Annotated in this window: 15 protein-coding genes; 11 read left to right on the top strand and 4 right to left on the bottom strand. The window is 66.2% G+C overall.

Going from position 1 to position 15,567, the window contains the following annotated elements:
- The first annotated feature begins 173 nt into the window (after positions 1-173).
- From def to CLU86_RS17085, 10 genes are all read left to right on the top strand, one after another.
- On the top strand, positions 174-683 hold the full coding sequence (gene def, locus CLU86_RS17130; RefSeq protein ID WP_099657162.1) for a peptide deformylase: 510 nt from the start codon (positions 174-176) through the stop codon (positions 681-683).
- Entirely contained in the window at positions 680-1,246 is a 567-nt protein-coding gene (locus CLU86_RS17125) for a hypothetical protein (protein WP_099742446.1), read from the top strand. The genes def and CLU86_RS17125 overlap by 4 nt, the downstream gene beginning before the upstream one ends.
- Positions 1,247-1,339: 93 nt before the next feature.
- On the top strand, positions 1,340-2,317 hold the full coding sequence (gene fmt, locus CLU86_RS17120) for a methionyl-tRNA formyltransferase (protein WP_099742445.1): 978 nt from the start codon (positions 1,340-1,342) through the stop codon (positions 2,315-2,317).
- Between the two features lie 29 nt (positions 2,318-2,346).
- Entirely contained in the window at positions 2,347-3,144 is a 798-nt protein-coding gene (locus tag CLU86_RS17115) for an AzlC family ABC transporter permease (protein WP_099657159.1), read from the top strand.
- The gene (locus tag CLU86_RS17110; protein WP_099742444.1) at positions 3,141-3,476 is read left to right on the top strand and encodes an AzlD domain-containing protein; all 336 of its coding nucleotides are present in this window, start codon (positions 3,141-3,143) and stop codon (positions 3,474-3,476) included. The genes CLU86_RS17115 and CLU86_RS17110 overlap by 4 nt, the downstream gene beginning before the upstream one ends.
- A gap of 333 nt (positions 3,477-3,809) precedes the next feature.
- Positions 3,810-5,006 (top strand): phosphoglycerate kinase, encoded by a 1,197-nt coding sequence (locus CLU86_RS17105; RefSeq protein ID WP_099742443.1) that lies wholly within the window; start codon positions 3,810-3,812, stop codon positions 5,004-5,006.
- Positions 5,007-5,108: 102 nt separating this feature from the next.
- Positions 5,109-5,936, top strand: a complete 828-nt coding sequence (gene pyrF, locus CLU86_RS17100; RefSeq protein WP_099742442.1) for an orotidine-5'-phosphate decarboxylase — start codon at positions 5,109-5,111, stop codon at positions 5,934-5,936.
- Positions 5,937-6,012: 76 nt separating this feature from the next.
- Positions 6,013-6,909: a LysR family transcriptional regulator gene (locus CLU86_RS17095; RefSeq protein ID WP_099742441.1), complete on the top strand. Its 897-nt coding sequence runs from the start codon at positions 6,013-6,015 to the stop codon at positions 6,907-6,909.
- Positions 6,910-7,108: 199 nt separating this feature from the next.
- A complete protein-coding gene (locus CLU86_RS17090; protein ID WP_099743660.1) occupies positions 7,109-8,104 on the top strand; it encodes a tripartite tricarboxylate transporter substrate binding protein in 996 nt (331 codons plus the stop codon).
- Positions 8,105-8,112: 8 nt separating this feature from the next.
- Positions 8,113-9,105 (top strand): succinylglutamate desuccinylase/aspartoacylase family protein, encoded by a 993-nt coding sequence (locus tag CLU86_RS17085; protein ID WP_233195066.1) that lies wholly within the window; start codon positions 8,113-8,115, stop codon positions 9,103-9,105.
- 75 nt (positions 9,106-9,180) lie between these two features.
- On the opposite strand, the gene CLU86_RS17080 is transcribed toward CLU86_RS17085, so the two are convergent.
- The 4 genes from CLU86_RS17080 to CLU86_RS17065 form a co-directional block, all read right to left on the bottom strand.
- Positions 9,181-9,627 carry an acyl-CoA thioesterase gene (locus CLU86_RS17080; protein WP_099657154.1) on the bottom strand — a complete coding sequence of 149 codons (447 nt, stop codon included), beginning with the start codon at positions 9,625-9,627 and terminating at the stop codon, positions 9,181-9,183.
- Between the two features lie 221 nt (positions 9,628-9,848).
- Positions 9,849-10,259 carry a DUF779 domain-containing protein gene (locus CLU86_RS17075; RefSeq protein WP_099743658.1) on the bottom strand — a complete coding sequence of 137 codons (411 nt, stop codon included), beginning with the start codon at positions 10,257-10,259 and terminating at the stop codon, positions 9,849-9,851.
- Positions 10,260-10,272: 13 nt separating this feature from the next.
- Complete coding sequence (gene yiaY / locus CLU86_RS17070) at positions 10,273-11,427, bottom strand: L-threonine dehydrogenase (RefSeq protein WP_099657153.1); 1,155 nt, start codon at positions 11,425-11,427, stop codon at positions 10,273-10,275.
- A 257-nt stretch (positions 11,428-11,684) separates the two neighbouring features.
- Positions 11,685-13,208, bottom strand: a complete 1,524-nt coding sequence (locus CLU86_RS17065) for an aldehyde dehydrogenase family protein (RefSeq protein WP_099742440.1) — start codon at positions 13,206-13,208, stop codon at positions 11,685-11,687.
- A 328-nt stretch (positions 13,209-13,536) separates the two neighbouring features.
- On the opposite strand from CLU86_RS17065, the gene CLU86_RS17060 reads away from it, so the two are divergent.
- The gene (locus tag CLU86_RS17060; RefSeq protein ID WP_099742439.1) at positions 13,537-15,522 is read left to right on the top strand and encodes a sigma-54-dependent Fis family transcriptional regulator; all 1,986 of its coding nucleotides are present in this window, start codon (positions 13,537-13,539) and stop codon (positions 15,520-15,522) included.
- The last annotated feature ends 45 nt before the right edge of the window (positions 15,523-15,567 follow it).

Genomic DNA, 15,567 nt, shown 5'->3' with positions numbered 1-15,567 from the left:
AACGCCCCCTCACTGACGCCCGGCCACCCATATCAGGCGAGTGGCCAAGCAAAACCATTACAAATCATCTCAGATTCTCTGCTCAAGCCCTTGATTCGGCAACGAATATTGGCCTGCTAGGCAGCGCCTTTGCTCAAAAGTGGCGAAAATAGCGACACTTATTACCTGGTTTCATGGCAATTCTTCCTATTCTCTGTTACCCCGATCCACGCCTGCACAAGGTGGCCAAGCCTGTTGCTGCGGTGGACGAGCGCATCCAAACCCTGGTGGCCGATATGCTGGCCACCATGTACGACGCCCACGGCATTGGCCTGGCCGCTACGCAAATTGACGTGCATGAGCGCGTGGTGGTGATCGACGTCTCTGAAGAGCGCGATCAGCCGCTGGTGCTCATCAACCCTGAAATCACCTGGGCCAGCCCTGAAAAGCAAGTGGGCGATGAAGGCTGCCTGTCTGTGCCGGGTATTTACGATGGTGTCGAGCGTTCTAGCAGCGTGCATGTCAAAGCCTTGAATGAAAAAGGCCAGACGCACACCGTGCAAGCCGATGGCCTTCTCGCTGTGTGTATTCAGCACGAGATGGACCATTTGCTGGGTAAGGTGTTTGTGGAATATCTCTCTCCCCTCAAACGCAACCGCATCAAGACCAAAATGGTCAAACAGCAGCGAGGTAATCGCGAGTGAATACCCAGGTGCCCGCCATCCATGTGGGGGTGCGGGCACTGCGCGCGCGCATGGTTTTGCGTGCGCAGCGGTGGGCATCCGCGGCTGCGCTGTGTGGATTGGGCGTTGCCTGTGCCTTGCTGGTGGGCTGCGCCAGCCCGGCCAAAGAACCCCTGGGTGCCTCGCGCCAAGACGTGGCCCAGCGGTTGGGCCAACCCACGGCGGTGTACCCCCGGGCCGAGGGCGGGGAGCGTTGGCAGTACTCCGAGCTGCCCGCTGGCGTTCAGGTCTACAACCTGGACTTTGATGCCGCTGGCCGCTTGGTGGCCAACGCTGCGGCGCTCACCCAGCAGTGGCTGGAGCAGATTCCCATCGGGCAATGGACTGTGGCCGATGTGCGCTACTGGCTGGGCACCCCGCAGCGCGTAGACCGGGTCGCCCGCTTTGACGGGGAGGTCTGGGTCTACCGCTTCACCCAGTTGTCCGACCCCCGCTTTGCCTACATCCATATCGACCCCTCGGGCACCGTGCGCCAGGTGCTGTTTGTGGACGATGTTTCCAGCGCCCCAGACGACCGCCCATGACGGTGGCCCGGCGGCCCCATTGGGCTGCTTTCTGCTGCGCCACCGACCCCAGAGGGCTGCTGCCCCGCTGACCCGTATTGCGAGAGATACCCCATGAGAGTGATTTTTGCCGGCACCCCCGAATTTGCCCGCGTGGCCCTGGACCGTTTGTTGGCGGCAGGCTTTACCGTGCCGTTGGTGCTGACGCAGCCTGACCGCCCCGCCGGGCGCGGCATGAAGCTGCAGGCATCGCCCGTCAAACAGTGCGCGCTGGAGCATGGCATTGCCGTGGCCCAGCCGCGCAGCCTGCGGCTGGACGGCAAGTACCCCGAAGACGCCGCTGCCGCGCGCGAGGCCCTGCTGACCGCCCAGGCCAATGTGATGGTGGTGGCCGCCTACGGGCTGATCCTGCCGCAGTGGGTGCTGGATTTGCCCGCCAAAGGCTGCCTCAACATCCACGCCAGCGTGCTGCCACGTTGGCGCGGCGCAGCGCCCATCCACCGGGCGATCGAGGCGGGCGATGCACAAACCGGCGTCACCATCATGCAGATGGACGCAGGCCTGGACACCGGCGACATGCTGCTGCTGGAGAAAACCCCCATTGCCGCCACCGACACCACCGCCGTGCTGCACGACCGCCTGGCCACCCTGGGCGGTCGCATGATTGTGGAAGCCCTGGAACTGGCCGCCTGTGGTGGCCTGCAGCCCGTGCCGCAGCCTGCTGAGGGCGTGACCTACGCCCACAAGATCGAGAAGGCCGAAAGCGAAATCGACTGGTCTTTGCCTGCTGCGGCCATTGGCCAGCGCATCCGGGCGTTCGACCCGTTTCCGGGCGCCAGCACCCATTTGCAGGGCGAGGCCATCAAGGTATGGAGCTATGAAATTGATAGCTGCTCGCGCTTATCTAATGAGCGCTACGGCCAGATTTTGGCATCAGGCCCCGAGGGCGTGACGGTGGCTTGCGGCGACGGCGCCCTGCGCCTCACCACCTTGCAGCGTGCGGGGGGCAAGCGCCTGCCCGTGGCTGATTTCTTGCGCGGCTTTCCGCTGCCGGTGGGGCTGGTGCTGGGCGCTGGCGCGGGGGCGGCGTGAGCACGGCAACCCCATCCACCTGGGGGGCCATGGTGCGCCACCCGTCCTTTCGCATGGCCGCCAAAGACATGGCGGGCACCTCGCTGGGCATTGGCGCCTGGGGGCTGGTCACCGGGGTGGCCATGATCAAGAGCGGCATGTCGCTGCCCATGGCAGTGTTCATGTCGCTGGTGGTGTACGCGGGCAGCGCGCAGCTGGCCGTCATCCCGCTGCTCACGGTGGGCGCGCCGCTTTGGGTGGTGTGGCTCACGGCCGCATGTGTGAACCTGCGCTTTGTCATCTTCAGCAGCATGTGGCGCAACTACTTTGCCCACCTGCCACGGCGCTGGCGCCTGGTGATTGGCTACTTCAGCGGCGACGTGATCTTTGTGGCGTTCATGAAGCGCTTTCCGGCACAAACCCCCGAGCCTGACCAAGTGCCCTACTTTGCCGGGGCCGCCTGCACCAACTGGCTGGCATGGCAGGTGCCGTCGTTGTTGGGCATTGCGCTGGCCAATGTGGTGCCGCTGTCCTGGGGCCTCGGGTTTGCGGGCGTGCTGGCGTTGTTGGGGGTGCTGCTGTCGCTGCTGTTTGACCGCGCCACCTGGCTGGCCACGGGTGTGGCGGCCACGGCGGCCATTGCCGCCTTTGCGCTGCCGCTCAAGCTCAACATCCTGGTGGCCATTGCCGCCGCCGTGGCCGTGGGGCTGATGATCGAAGCGGTGGAGCATCGCCGCCGCCACCCCGAGCTGCTGCTGGTGCCTGCCAACGAAAAACTGCCTGCGGACGAAAAACAGCATGTGCGCGACGGCGACGTCGTGCCCGTGCGCGAGGAGCGCCATCCATGAACTGGTCCTGGGTTGAACCCGTCATCGCCATCCTGGGGCTGGCTGTCATCACCGTGGTGTCGCGGTCGTTCTTCATGATCCCCGAGCGCGAGATGGCGCTGCCCGACTGGCTCAAGCGCGGCCTCAAATACGCCCCGCTGGCCGCGCTGTCGGCCGTGATTGCGCCCGAGATCTTCATGGCCCACGGCGAATTCATCCAGACCTTCCAGGACGCCCGCCTGCCTGCCGTGGTCCTGGCCAGCGCCTACTACTTCTGGAAGCGCGGCATCTTGGGCACCATCGTGGTGGGTATGGCGGTGTACCTGCCGCTGCACATCGGCCTGGGCTGGTAGGCGAGGAAGCCCCCTGAGGCGCCCTTGGCGCCTTCCCCCGGAGGGGGCGCACCCGGTGGCCTAGGGATCCTCTGCACAAATCGCCGCGCCGTGTGCATCTGCGGTCTCGGGCGGTCTGCGGCGTTGCAAATACTCGCAATAGCGATGGCTATTGCTGCGTTTTGCGCCTTGCAGCCCATCCCGATCCGCAGCGCACACTTACCGCTCGATTCGGGCAGAGGATCCCTAGCGAAGCCAGTTCCACGGGTGCACTGGCACAGACAGGGGGTGCCCTCTGCTGCGGTTACTAAAATGGCCGCCGCGAGAGCCCTCCTTTCCCTTTACACCTCTGCTATGAACATCCTTCGCTTTTCCGATCTGTGCGCCCAGGGCAAGGCCCGCAACCAGCGCGTCTTCATCCGTGCCGACCTGAACGTGCCGCAAGACGACGCTGGCAATATCACCGAAGACACCCGCATCCGTGCCTCCATCCCCGCCATCCGCATGGCACTGGACGCCGGTGCCGCTGTGATGGTGACCAGCCACCTGGGCCGCCCGACCGAAGGCGAGTTCAAACCCGAAGACTCCCTGGCCCCCGTGGCCCAGCGCCTGGCCGAGCTGCTGGGCCGTGAGGTTCCGCTGGTTGCCAACTGGGTGGACGGCGTGCAAGTGGCCCCCGGCCAGATCGTGCTGCTGGAAAACTGCCGCCTGAACGTGGGTGAGAAGAAGAACAAGGAAGAGCTGGCCCGCAAGCTGGCCGCGCTCTGCGACATCTTCGTGAACGATGCGTTCGGCACCGCCCACCGCGCCGAGGGCACCACCTACGGCATCGCGCAGTACGCCCCAATAGCCTGCGCCGGCCCGCTGCTGTCGGCCGAAATTGACGCCCTGACCAAGGCCCTGGCCCAGCCCCAGCGCCCCTTGGCCGCCATCGTGGCGGGCTCCAAGGTGTCTACCAAGCTCACCATCTTGCAAAGCCTGGCCGACAAGGTGGACCAGCTCATCGTGGGCGGCGGCATTGCCAACACCTTCATGCTGGCTGCAGGCCTGCCCATCGGCAAGAGCCTGGCCGAGCCCGACCTGCTGGATGCTGCCCGCGCCGTGATGGCTGCGATGAAGGCCCGTGGCGCCGAGGTGCCGATCCCTACCGACGTGGTGGTCGCCAAGACCTTCGCGGCCGATGCCCCCGCCACCGTGAAGGCCGCCACCGATGTGGCGGCAGACGACATGATCCTGGACATCGGCCCCGACACCGCAGCCCGCCTGGCCGCCCAGCTCAAGTCCGCAGGCACCATCGTCTGGAACGGCCCCGTGGGCGTGTTTGAGTTTGCCGCCTTTGAAAACGGCACCAAGCAACTGGCCAAGGCGATTGCCGAGTCGCCAGCCTTCAGCATCGCTGGCGGCGGCGACACGCTGGCCGCCATTGCCAAGTACGGCATCGAAAAGCAGGTGGGCTACATCTCCACCGGCGGCGGTGCGTTCCTGGAGGTGCTGGAAGGCAAGACCCTGCCCGCGTTCGAGATTCTGGAAAAGCGCGCAGCCGGAAACTAAGACGACTGGTGCTTCGCTCAAGGCCACCCTGCGGGGTGGCCTTTTTCATGGGCAGACCCACCCGATGCCCATTTCAGCGGCACCCACCTAAAATCACCCCCCATGACCTTCATCGACACACTGCGCACTGCCACCACGCAAAACCAATCCATGCTGTGCGTGGGCCTGGACCCTGAGCCCTCCCGCTTCCCCGCCCACATGCAGGGCGACGCCAGCAAGATTTACGACTTCTGCGCAGCCATCGTCGATGCCACAGCCGATCTGGTCTGCTCCTTCAAGCCGCAGATTGCCTACTTTGCCGCCTACGGTGCCGAAGACCAGCTCGAACGCCTGATGGAGCACATGCGCCGCACAGCGCCGAAGGTGCCCGTGATCCTGGACGCCAAGCGCGGCGACATCGGCTCCACCGCGCAGCAGTACGCCAAGGAGGCGTTCGAGCGCTACGGGGCCGACGCTGTCACGCTCTCGCCCTTCATGGGCTTTGACTCCATTGAGCCCTACCTGGCCTACCACGGCAAGGGCGCGTTTTTGCTGTGCCGCACCTCCAACCCCGGCGGTGACGACCTGCAAAACCAGCGCCTGGCCAGCATCGACGGCCAGCCCCTGGTGTACGAACACATCGCCAAGCTGGCCCAAGGCCCCTGGAACCTGAACGGACAGCTCGGCCTGGTAGTGGGCGCCACTTACCCGCAAGAGATTGAACGCGTGCGCAGCATTGCGCCCACGCTGCCCCTGCTCATCCCCGGCGTGGGCGCGCAGGGCGGCGATGCGGTGGCCACTGTGCGCGCAGGCCTGCGCAGCGACGGGCCCATCATCGTCAACTCGTCCCGCGCCGTGCTCTATGCATCGCAGGGCGCCGACTTTGGCGCGGCCGCCCGTGCCGAAGCGCAGCGCACCCGCGCTGTGCTGGAGGCCGCGCGCAGCGCCTGAGCCCCCGGCCGCAGGCTGTGCCCCTTCCACCCCCTCCAGCGCCAGCCCTTGTGCGTTGTACCCAGGTGCCTTGCCCATGCAACTGAAATGGCTGGAGGACTTTGCCGTGCTGGCGCAGGAGCGCAGCTTCACCCGCGCCGCTGAGATACGCCACGTCACGCACCCGGCCTTTGGGCGCCGCATCCGCGCACTGGAAGCCTGGGCCGGAACGCCGCTGATCGAGCGAGGCGGTGGCCCGGTGCGGCTCACCGCCGCAGGCCAGGCCTTTGTGGACACCGCCGAGCAAATGGCGCGCAACCTGGCCCAGTCGCACGATGAGCTGATGGCCATTGCAGGCCGCCAGGCCCGCACCGTCACCCTGGCCACAGGCCGCACCTTGGCGCGCACCGTGGTAGCCGACTGGTTGGTGCGTTTGCGGCCCCATCTGGCCGATGGGGAGCTGCGCATCCTCACCCGCGCGCTGGCCGATGCGGTGCAAGACCTGCAGCAGGGCGTGGCAGATTTCGCCATCCTCTATCACCACCCCTCGCTGACGGTGCCTTTGGATGGGCGACAGTTTTTGCATGTCGCCCTTGCTACTGACCGGCTCTTGCCCATAGCCCTGGCAGATGCGCATGGCGCTCCGCGCTATCGGCTGGGTGCGGGCAGCACAGCGGTGCCGTACATCGCGTTTGGCCGCACGCTCGCGCTGGGGCGTTTGGTGGAGGATCTGCTGGCCCACCACCCCCAGGCCAGCAGCCTGCAGCGGTTGGTGGAATGTGACTCGCCCGATGCGAACTACGAGTACGTGCGCAAAGGTTTGGGGGTGTCCTGGCTGCCTTGGTCCATGGTGCATGGCGACTGCAAGTCGGGCCTCTTGGCGCCTGCCGGTGACAAGAGCCTGGAGGTGAAGTTCGATGTGCGGCTGTATCGCCCCAAGCGCCGGCTCAGCACGCTGGCAGAGGTGCTCTGGTCCACGATTGCGCGCCGCTGATACAGCGCAGTTGCGCGGTTGCCTGCGCAGAGGGTGCGTGGTCCCGCTGGACCGTGCATCAGTTGCTGCGGGGCAGCAGAGCAACCGGCGGCCAGGAGATTCCGGTGCCAAAAATGCACCGTCTCGTGCCATTTAGGCACCACATGGAGGGGCGGCGATTCGGACAATGGGGCACTACCACCCCACACAAGGAAACACGATGCGTCCTCTCTCTATTGCCCGCCGCCAGGGGCTTGTCCGATGTGTTGCCGGTGCACTGGCGTGTGCCGCCGCCGTATCCGCGGCCTGGGCCCAGGCCCCCGCCTACCCCACCAAGCCCATCACCATCGTCGTGGCGTACCCGCCCGGCGGCAGCACCGACCTGATGGGCCGCATGGTGGGCACCGAGCTGTCCACCCGACTGGGCCAGCCGGTGGTGATCGAGAACCTCGGCGGTGCGGGCGGCGCCATTGGCGCGCAAAAGGTGGCCAATGCCCAGCCCGATGGCTACACGCTGCTGGTGGGCGCCAGCAACGAGCTGGCTATCAACAAGCTGGTCACTAAAAAGGTCAAGTACGACATCAAGGACTTCACCGCCATCGGGCTGGTGGCGTCGCAGCCGCTGGTGCTGGTGGCCTCGCCCGCCTCGGGCGTCAAGAATGCGGCCGAGTTCACGCAGCTGGTCGCCAAGAACCCAGGCAAATTCAGCTACGGCAGTTCGGGCGTGGGCACCTCGCTGCACCTGGCGGGTGAGATGCTCAAAGACCAGGGCAAGCTGTTCATGACGCACATTCCCTACCGCGGCGTGGCCCCGCTGACCAACGACCTGGTGGGCAACAACCTGGAGTTTGGCGTGTTCGTCCTCTCCAGCGGCCTGCCCCACATCAAAAGCGGCAAGGTGATTGCCCTGGGCACCACCGAGGCCAAGCGCTCGCCCATCACGCCCGACATTCCGGCCCTGGCCGAGCTGCCCCAGTTCAAGAACGTGGACATTGGTGTCTGGTTTGCGCTGATGGCACCGGCCAACCTGCCCAAGCCCGTCTACGAAAAGCTGCGCAAGGCGCTGACCGACATGCTGCAGTCGCCCGACTTCCGCAAGAAGATGGAAGCCACCGGCTCTGTCGTGGCCTCCCCCGCCACCGATACCGACAAGTACATCGCCAGCGAAATCGCCAAGTACCAGAAGATCGTGCAGTTCGCCAAGATCGAAGAATGACCGCCCACATGAGCACACGCATGGACACCACCGCCGCATCGCCCGGCTTTTCTCTGCCAGTCCCCGACATCAGCGCCTGGCGCGCTGGCAACACCGGGGTCGAGGGGGTTTGGCACTTTGACAGCGGCAAGCCCGGCTGCAGCACCATGGTCAGCGCGCTGGTGCACGGCAACGAGCTGTGCGGTGCCTGGGCCCTCAAGGGCCTGCTGGAGGCGGGGGTGCGGCCCGAGCAGGGCCGCCTCACGCTGGTGTTTTGCAACCTCGATGCGTTTGACCGCTTCGATGCCAGCCAGCACGATGCCTCGCGCTTCACCGACGAAGACCTCAACCGCCAGTGGCTCAACGAACGCATCGAGGCGGGCGACACCCGTGAGCGCCGCCGCGCCGCTGCGCTGCGGCCGTTTGTGCAGCAGGCCGACTGGCTGCTCGATATCCATTCCATGCACGAGCCCTCGGCCCCGCTGCTGCTCACCGGCGTGCAGCCGCGCAACCTGGCGCTGGCGCATGCCATGCGCTCGCCCGAGCACATCGTGGTGGATGCGGGCCACAAAGACGGTGTGCGCATGCGCGACTACGGCCGCTTCGGCCTGCCCGATGCCGAGGCCGGTGACACCCGTTCGCTGCTGATCGAGTGCGGCTTTCATGGCGACCCGGCCAGCCTGCAGGTGGCCCAGGACCAGTGCGTGCGGTTCATCGAGCAGTCTGGCGTGGTCGGTGCACAGGCGCTGGCGCAGCAACTGCCGGGCTGGCGCATGCCCGATGCGCCCCGGCAGTGGGCGCTGGAGGTGACCGGCCCGGTGGTGGCCACCAGCAGCGCGTTCCGGTTTGTGGCGCCCTACACGGGCCTGGAGCTGTTTGAAAAGGCTGGCACCGTGATCGGTGACAACGATGGGGTGCCTGTCACCACCCCTTATGACAACTGTGTGCTGGTGATGCCCTCGGTCCGGCAGGCGCGCGCGGGCGTGACGGTGGTGCGGTTCGCGCAGCGCACGTTGCTGTGACCGGGCATTGAATCTGCGGGGCGGCCAGCGCGGCTGCCGCGTCTATGGGGGCGGTGTGGTTGGCGCTGGCGTGTCTCAGTGGCCCGGGCGTCCGGCCTCTATCTGACCCCGCACCAGTTGGGCCAAGGCCATGTCACCGGGGGTTTCGGGGGTCCACTTGTCTACGGGCCGGGGGGTGCCGGTGTCGTCGGGCGAGACGAAGACGGCCACGCAGTGGGTCACTTCCTGGTAGGCCTCGCCTGGCTGTGGGCCGCTGCGCACTTCGATGAAGATGTTCATGCTGGTGGTGCCGGTGTAGGCCAGGCGGGCCTCGACCTCGACCATGGCGCCACCCACCACCGGGTGCATGAAGCGCAGTCTGCCGTAACTGGCGGCCACGCAGGGGCTCTTGGCCCACTGGTTGGCCACCACGTTGGCGGCTTCGTCAATCCACTTCATGACCACGCCTGCCGACACGCGGCCGCCGGGGCTGTCTGCGGAAGATTCCGCCAGAAAACGCAGGATGGTCGAGGTGGTGGTCATGGGGGCGCTTGGCTCGGGTGGAGCGAAAGAGTTCTCAATCCGCCCCATTATTCATGAGTGCCCTGGATTTGTGCCCGCCGTTGCGATCTTGAAAGTGACCTTTTGTAGCGATACCCCGCGCATCCCGCAGGGCACAGTCTGTTATTTGCTATTAAATATATAGCTGCTAGCGCTTATTGATAAAGCGCTAGGGCCTGTTTTGGCTGTGATGCCTTTGGGCGTCAGGGCCCTGGCGCGCTGATGCCCAGCGCTGCCAGCTCGGCCGCCGTGAACACCCGTGACCTCGTGTGGAATGCCTTGCCCTCCGGCCCCTCCAGCGAGAAGGTGCCGCCGCCATGCCCGTCGAGCACATCGATGATGAGCTGCGTGTGCTTCCAGGTCTCGTACTGGGCTTTGCCGATGTAGAACCGGCAGCTCCCAATGTCACCCAGGTACACATCGCCCGCGCCCATGGTGATTTCACCGGGCAGGTAGCAGTTGGCGGCGCTGTTGTCGCAGCAGCCGCCACTTTGGTGGAACATCAAGTCCTGGCCATGCTTGGCCTGCAGCAAGGCCACCAGCTCCAGTGCAGCAGGCGTGGCCACCACCCGTGGGGGTGGTGGGGTGCCCTGGGTTGCCGTGGCGGCGTCCATGGCCTTCATGGCGTCAGGCCGTCATGGCCCCGCGGAAGATGCCTTCGATGTCGGCCTGCGTGGCCGTGCGCGGGTTGGTCAGGCCACACGCATCCTTGAGCGCGTTGGTGGCCAGCAGCGGAATGTCGGCCTCCTTCACGCCCAGGTCGCTCAGGCACTTGGGGATGCCAATGTCCAGCGCCAGCTGGCGGATGGCGGTCAGGCAGGCCTGTGCGCCCGCTTCGGCGTCCAGCCCCTGCACCTCCACGCCCATGGCATGCGCCACGTCGCGCAGGCGTGCGGCCGATGTGGGCACGTTGAACGCCTCCACATGCGGCAGCAGCAGCGCATTGCACACCCCGTGGGGCAGGTCATAAAAGCCGCCCAGCTGGTGCGCCATGGCATGCACATAGCCCAGCGATGCGTTGTTGAACGCCATGCCCGCCAGGAACTGCGCATACGCCATCTGCTCGCGGGCGGGCAGGTTGTCACCCTGGGCCACAGCGGTGCGCAGGTTGCGGGCAATCAGCTCTACCGCCTTCAAGGCGCAGGCATCGGTGATGGGCGTGGCGGCGGTGGACACGTAGGCCTCCACCGCGTGGGTCAACGCATCCATGCCGGTGGCGGCTGTCAGGCCCTTGGGTTTGGCCAGCATCAGCTCGGGGTCGTTGACGGACAGGATGGGCGTGACGTTGCGGTCCACGATGGCCATTTTGATGTGGCGCGTCTCGTCGGTGATGATGCAAAAGCGTGTCATCTCGCTGGCGGTGCCTGCCGTGGTGTTGATGGCCACCAGGGGCAGTTGCGGCTTGGCAGAGCGGTCCACGCCTTCGTAGTCGGCAATCTCGCCGCCGTTGGTGGCGCACAGGGCAATGCCCTTGGCGCAGTCGTGGGGCGAGCCGCCGCCCAAAGAGATCACGAAGTCGCACTGCTCGGCCTTGAGCTGCGCCAGCCCGGCGCGCACATTGCCCACCGTGGGGTTGGGCTGGGTGCCGTCAAACACCACCGAGGCAATCTGCTGCCCGGCCAGCTGGGCCTGGATGCGCGCCGCCACGCCGAGCTTGCTGAGCACGGCGTCGGTAACGATCAGCGCCTTGCGAAAGCCGTGGCCTTTCAGGGCCGCCATGGCTTCTTGCAGGCAGCCTGCGCCCATGATGTTGACACTGGGCATGAAGAACGTACTGGTCATCGTGAACCTCCTTGGTATCGCTATAGGTATGGGAAAAGGGTCGGGTCGGTGTGTGCGCAGCAGGGCGGGGCATGCCCTTGCCTTGGGGCGCTGCGGGTCGGCCCGCGCCCGCCGTGGGTGTTGCGGGGCGGTCGGCCCAGGGCTTGAGAAGAAGGTCTCAGCGCCCAAGGCAGGGGTTGCTTTGCCAAAATCGTACGCCCGCTGTGGTCTGGCAAAGCGGGGGGCTCAGGCCTTCCGTTGACCCCCGTCAAATGGGCTCAAAAGAAGCCCAGCTTGTTCTCGCTGTAGCTCACCAAGAGGTTCTTGGTCTGCTGGTAGTGGTCCAGCATCATCTTGTGGGTCTCGCGGCCAATGCCCGATTCCTTGTAGCCGCCAAACGCTGCGTGCGCCGGGTAGGCGTGGTAGCAGTTGGTCCACACCCGCCCGGCCTTGATCGCGCGGCCCATGCGGTAGGCCACGTTGCCGTTGCGGCTCCACACACCGGCGCCCAGGCCATACAGCGTGTCGTTGGCAATCGCCAGCGCTTCGGCTTCGTCCTTGAAGGTGGTCACGGCCAGCACGGGGCCGAAGATTTCTTCCTGGAAGATGCGCATCTTGTTGTGGCCCTTGAACAGCGTGGGCTGCACGTAGTAGCCGCCTTCCAGGTCGCCGCCCAGGTGGGCCTGGCCGCCACCGGCCAGCACTTCGGCGCCTTCTTGCTTGCCCAGGTCCAGGTAACTCAGGATCTTGGTCAGCTGCTCCTTGCTGGCCTGCGCGCCCATCATGCTGTCGGTATCGAGCGGGTTCTGGTGCTTGATGGCGGCCACGCGCTTCAAGACACGCTCCATGAACCTGTCGTAGATCGATTCTTGAATGATGGCGCGCGATGGGCAGGTGCAGACCTCGCCCTGGTTGAACGCAAACAGCACCAGGCCTTCGATGGCCTTGTCCAGAAACGCATCGTCTTTGTCCATGATGTCGGCAAAGAAGATGTTGGGGCTCTTGCCACCCAGCTCCAGCGTGGCAGGAATCAGGTTGTTGGCGGCAGCCTGGGCAATCACGCGGCCGGTGCTGGTCGATCCGGTGAAAGCGATCTTGGCAATGCGCTTGCTGGTGGCCAGCGGCATGCCTGCCTCGCGCCCAAAGCCGTTGACGATGTTGAGCACACCGGGCGGCAGCAGGTCGGCAATCAGCTCGGCCAGGATGAGGATGGAAATCGGCGTGCTCTCTGCGGGCTTGAGCACCACGCAGTTGCCTGCGCCCAGGGCCGGTGCCAGCTTCCACGCGGCCATCAGGATCGGGAAGTTCCACGGAATGATCTGGCCCACCACACCCAGCGGCTCCTGGATGTGGTACGCCACGGTGTTCTCGTCGATGTTGGACAGCGCCCCTTCTTGCGCCCGCACGCAGCCCGCAAAGTAGCGGAAGTGGTCCACGGTGAGTGGAATGTCGGCGTTCAGCGTCTCGCGGATGGCCTTGCCGTTGTCCACGGTTTCGGCGTAGGCCAGCAGCTCCAGGTTTTGCTCGATGCGGTCGGCAATTTTCAGCAGGATGTTGCCGCGCGTGGCGGCGTCGGTCTTGCCCCAGGCATCGGCGGCGGCGTGGGCGGCGTCCAGTGCCAGTTCGATGTCTTCGGCGGTGGAGCGGGCGGCCTGGGTGTAGACCTTGCCGTTGACCGGCGAGATCACATCAAAGTACTGGCCCTTGACCGGGGCCACGAACTTGCCGCCGATGAAGTTGTTGTACTGGGACTTGTAGGCGATCTTGGCGCCAGCGGCGCCGGGGGCTGCGTAAACGGTCATGCGGTGTCTCCTGTAGGTGTTGTTTGCATCTGCTGCTCGCATTTCGGCAGGCGGTTGCGGCAGGCAGATGTCAGGTCCTATACAAGACCCATGCCAGCCATTGGCTGCGCCGGGCTAGGCAGGCAAACCCTTGATTCCATTGGATTTTTGGCTTCCAGGGGCGCTGTGTGGGTGCCTCTAGGCCACCGCGTTACGTTCCAACACAGAACACCTGTCACGAAATGGAACAGTTGGAACACCCCCTGTGCAAACGCTATTGCCCTGCCCCCCATGCCCGGCCATACTGCCCCTTGAAGCGGGACGCCATGAGGCCCGCTCAGGAGACAGCGTGCGCACCACATCCCCCCTGCTGGCCTTGCAACAGGCCCGGCGACATTTGCTGGAACACGGCCATTGCCCCAGTGGCGTGGTGGACGAGCGGCTGGCCCGCTCTTGGCGGCGCAGCGTGGCCGCAGGCCTGGCCCCCACCGGGCGCGCCATGGCCGACCTGCCCAGCCCCGGCGACCTGCGCCAGGCAATGGCGGGCAACCACAGCCTGCTCACCCACTCGCGCCCCATCATGGAATACCTGTTCGACCAGGTACGCCACAGCCACAGCGTGGTGGTGCTGGCCGACCGCGCAGGCATGCTCATGCACACGCTGGGCAGCCCCGGCTTCATCGACAAGGCCGAGCGCGTGGCGCTGACCTGCGGTGCCTCGTGGCACGAGGCCCACCGGGGCACCAACGCCATCGGCACGGCGCTGGCCGAGGGCAACGCGGTGGAGGTGCACGGCGGCGAGCATTTTCTGGAGCGCAACAGCTTTCTCACCTGCGCGGCCTCGCCCATCCTCTCGGCCACGGGCGAGCTACTGGGCATCCTCGACATCTCGGGCGACCACCGCAACGGCCACGCCCACACCCTGGGCCTGGTCAGCACCGCCGCCCGCATGATCGAAAACCGCCTGCTGGTGGCCACCTGCACGCGCAACATCCGCCTGCACCTGCACCGCGAGCCCGAGGGCATTGGCAGTGTGGCCGAAGGCATCGTTGCCGTGTCGGCCGACGGCTGGATCGTGGGCGCCAACCGCGTGGCCCTGGCCCAGCTGGGCCTGCACACAGGCGACCTGGGCGCCACCTTGCTCGAGCGGGTGGCCGACGTGCGGCTCGATGACCTGCTCTCGCACCACCACCGCCGCCCCCAGCAGCCCCAGGCGCTGCGCCTGCGCGGCGGGGCCTTGCTGTATGCCCAGGTGCAACTGGACGCCGCCGCCTGGCCCGCCGTGCACAAGCCCACCGCCAGCGCCCCCACGGCGGCCGTGCCAGACGACGCCCTGGCCCGGCTCGACACGGGCGACGCCCGCTGGCGCGCCGCCGCCGACAAGGCCCGCCGCGTGGTGGGCAAGCCCATCCCGGTGCTCATCCAGGGCGAATCGGGCGTGGGCAAAGAAGTGTTTGCCCGCGCCCTGCACGCCAGCGGCCCGCGCAGCAGCGGCCCCTTTGTGGCCATCAACTGCGCGGCCATCCCTGAGCACCTTATCGAATCCGAACTGTTTGGCCACGTGGCCGGTGCCTTCACCGGCGCCCGCAAAGAAGGCAGCCTGGGCCGCCTGCGTCAGGCCCACGGCGGCACGCTGTTCCTTGATGAAATCGGCGACATGCCCCTGGCCCTGCAAACCCGCCTTCTGCGCGTGCTGCAAGACCGCAGCGTGACGCCCGTGGGCGCAGGCCAGGCCGTGCCGGTGGACTTTGGCCTCATCAGCGCCACGCACTGCCAGCTGCTGCGGGCGGCAGAGCAGGGGCGCTTTCGGCACGACTTGTACTACCGCTTGAACGGCCTGACGGTGCAGTTGCCTGCCCTGCGCGAGCGCAGCGACTTTGCCGCCCTGACCGACCAGCTGCTGGCCGACCTGGCCGCCGAGCAAGGCCTGCCCCACCCCGTGCACTTGGCCCCCGCGCTGCTGCAGCGCCTGGCCGCCCACCCCTGGCCCGGCAACCTGCGCCAATACGCCAGCGTGCTGCGCACTGCCTGCGCCATGCTGGCCGAGGGTGAAGACCAGCTGGGCTGGGAACACCTGGGCGACGACATCGTGCAGGCGCTGCAAGCAGTGGCCTCGCCCGTGTCCGCAGGCCTGCCCATCGGGGCGTCCCACGCTTCGGTCCAGCCCCTGCAAGGGCACGGGCACGCCCCAGCGCTGCTCAGCCTGCAGCAACTCTCCAGCGCCGCCATCGACCAGGCCCTGCAAAGCGCACGCGGCAACGTGTCCCAGGCCGCCCGCCAGCTCGGCATCAGCCGCCAAACGCTGTACCGCAAGCTGGCAGCTCGCGTGCATTGATTTTTGCTATTAAAAGCGTAGCTGCTTACACTGATATATCTAGCG

Source organism: Acidovorax sp. 62 (genome assembly GCF_002754495.1).
GTDB lineage: Bacteria > Pseudomonadota > Gammaproteobacteria > Burkholderiales > Burkholderiaceae_C > Acidovorax.
The sequence above is the reverse complement of the archived record's forward strand: the minus strand, read 5'-3'. Positions and strand labels throughout refer to the sequence as shown.

Excerpts from the sequence above, each read along its gene's own strand:
- CLU86_RS17075 (WP_099743658.1), bottom strand. The coding sequence starts at position 10,259 with ATGGACGCCGCCACGGCAACCCAGGGCACCCCACCACCCCCACGGGTG.
- CLU86_RS17080 (WP_099657154.1), bottom strand. The coding sequence starts at position 9,627 with ATGACCACCACCTCGACCATCCTGCGTTTTCTGGCGGAATCTTCCGCA.
- fmt (WP_099742445.1), top strand. The coding sequence starts at position 1,340 with ATGAGAGTGATTTTTGCCGGCACCCCCGAATTTGCCCGCGTGGCCCTG.
- CLU86_RS17095 (WP_099742441.1), top strand. The coding sequence starts at position 6,013 with ATGCAACTGAAATGGCTGGAGGACTTTGCCGTGCTGGCGCAGGAGCGC.
- def (WP_099657162.1), top strand. The coding sequence starts at position 174 with ATGGCAATTCTTCCTATTCTCTGTTACCCCGATCCACGCCTGCACAAG.
- yiaY (WP_099657153.1), bottom strand. The coding sequence starts at position 11,427 with ATGACCAGTACGTTCTTCATGCCCAGTGTCAACATCATGGGCGCAGGC.
- pyrF (WP_099742442.1), top strand. The coding sequence starts at position 5,109 with ATGACCTTCATCGACACACTGCGCACTGCCACCACGCAAAACCAATCC.
- CLU86_RS17085 (WP_233195066.1), top strand. The coding sequence starts at position 8,113 with ATGAGCACACGCATGGACACCACCGCCGCATCGCCCGGCTTTTCTCTG.
- CLU86_RS17065 (WP_099742440.1), bottom strand. The coding sequence starts at position 13,208 with ATGACCGTTTACGCAGCCCCCGGCGCCGCTGGCGCCAAGATCGCCTAC.
- CLU86_RS17090 (WP_099743660.1), top strand. The coding sequence starts at position 7,109 with ATGCGTCCTCTCTCTATTGCCCGCCGCCAGGGGCTTGTCCGATGTGTT.
- CLU86_RS17110 (WP_099742444.1), top strand. The coding sequence starts at position 3,141 with ATGAACTGGTCCTGGGTTGAACCCGTCATCGCCATCCTGGGGCTGGCT.
- CLU86_RS17105 (WP_099742443.1), top strand. The coding sequence starts at position 3,810 with ATGAACATCCTTCGCTTTTCCGATCTGTGCGCCCAGGGCAAGGCCCGC.
- CLU86_RS17115 (WP_099657159.1), top strand. The coding sequence starts at position 2,347 with ATGGTGCGCCACCCGTCCTTTCGCATGGCCGCCAAAGACATGGCGGGC.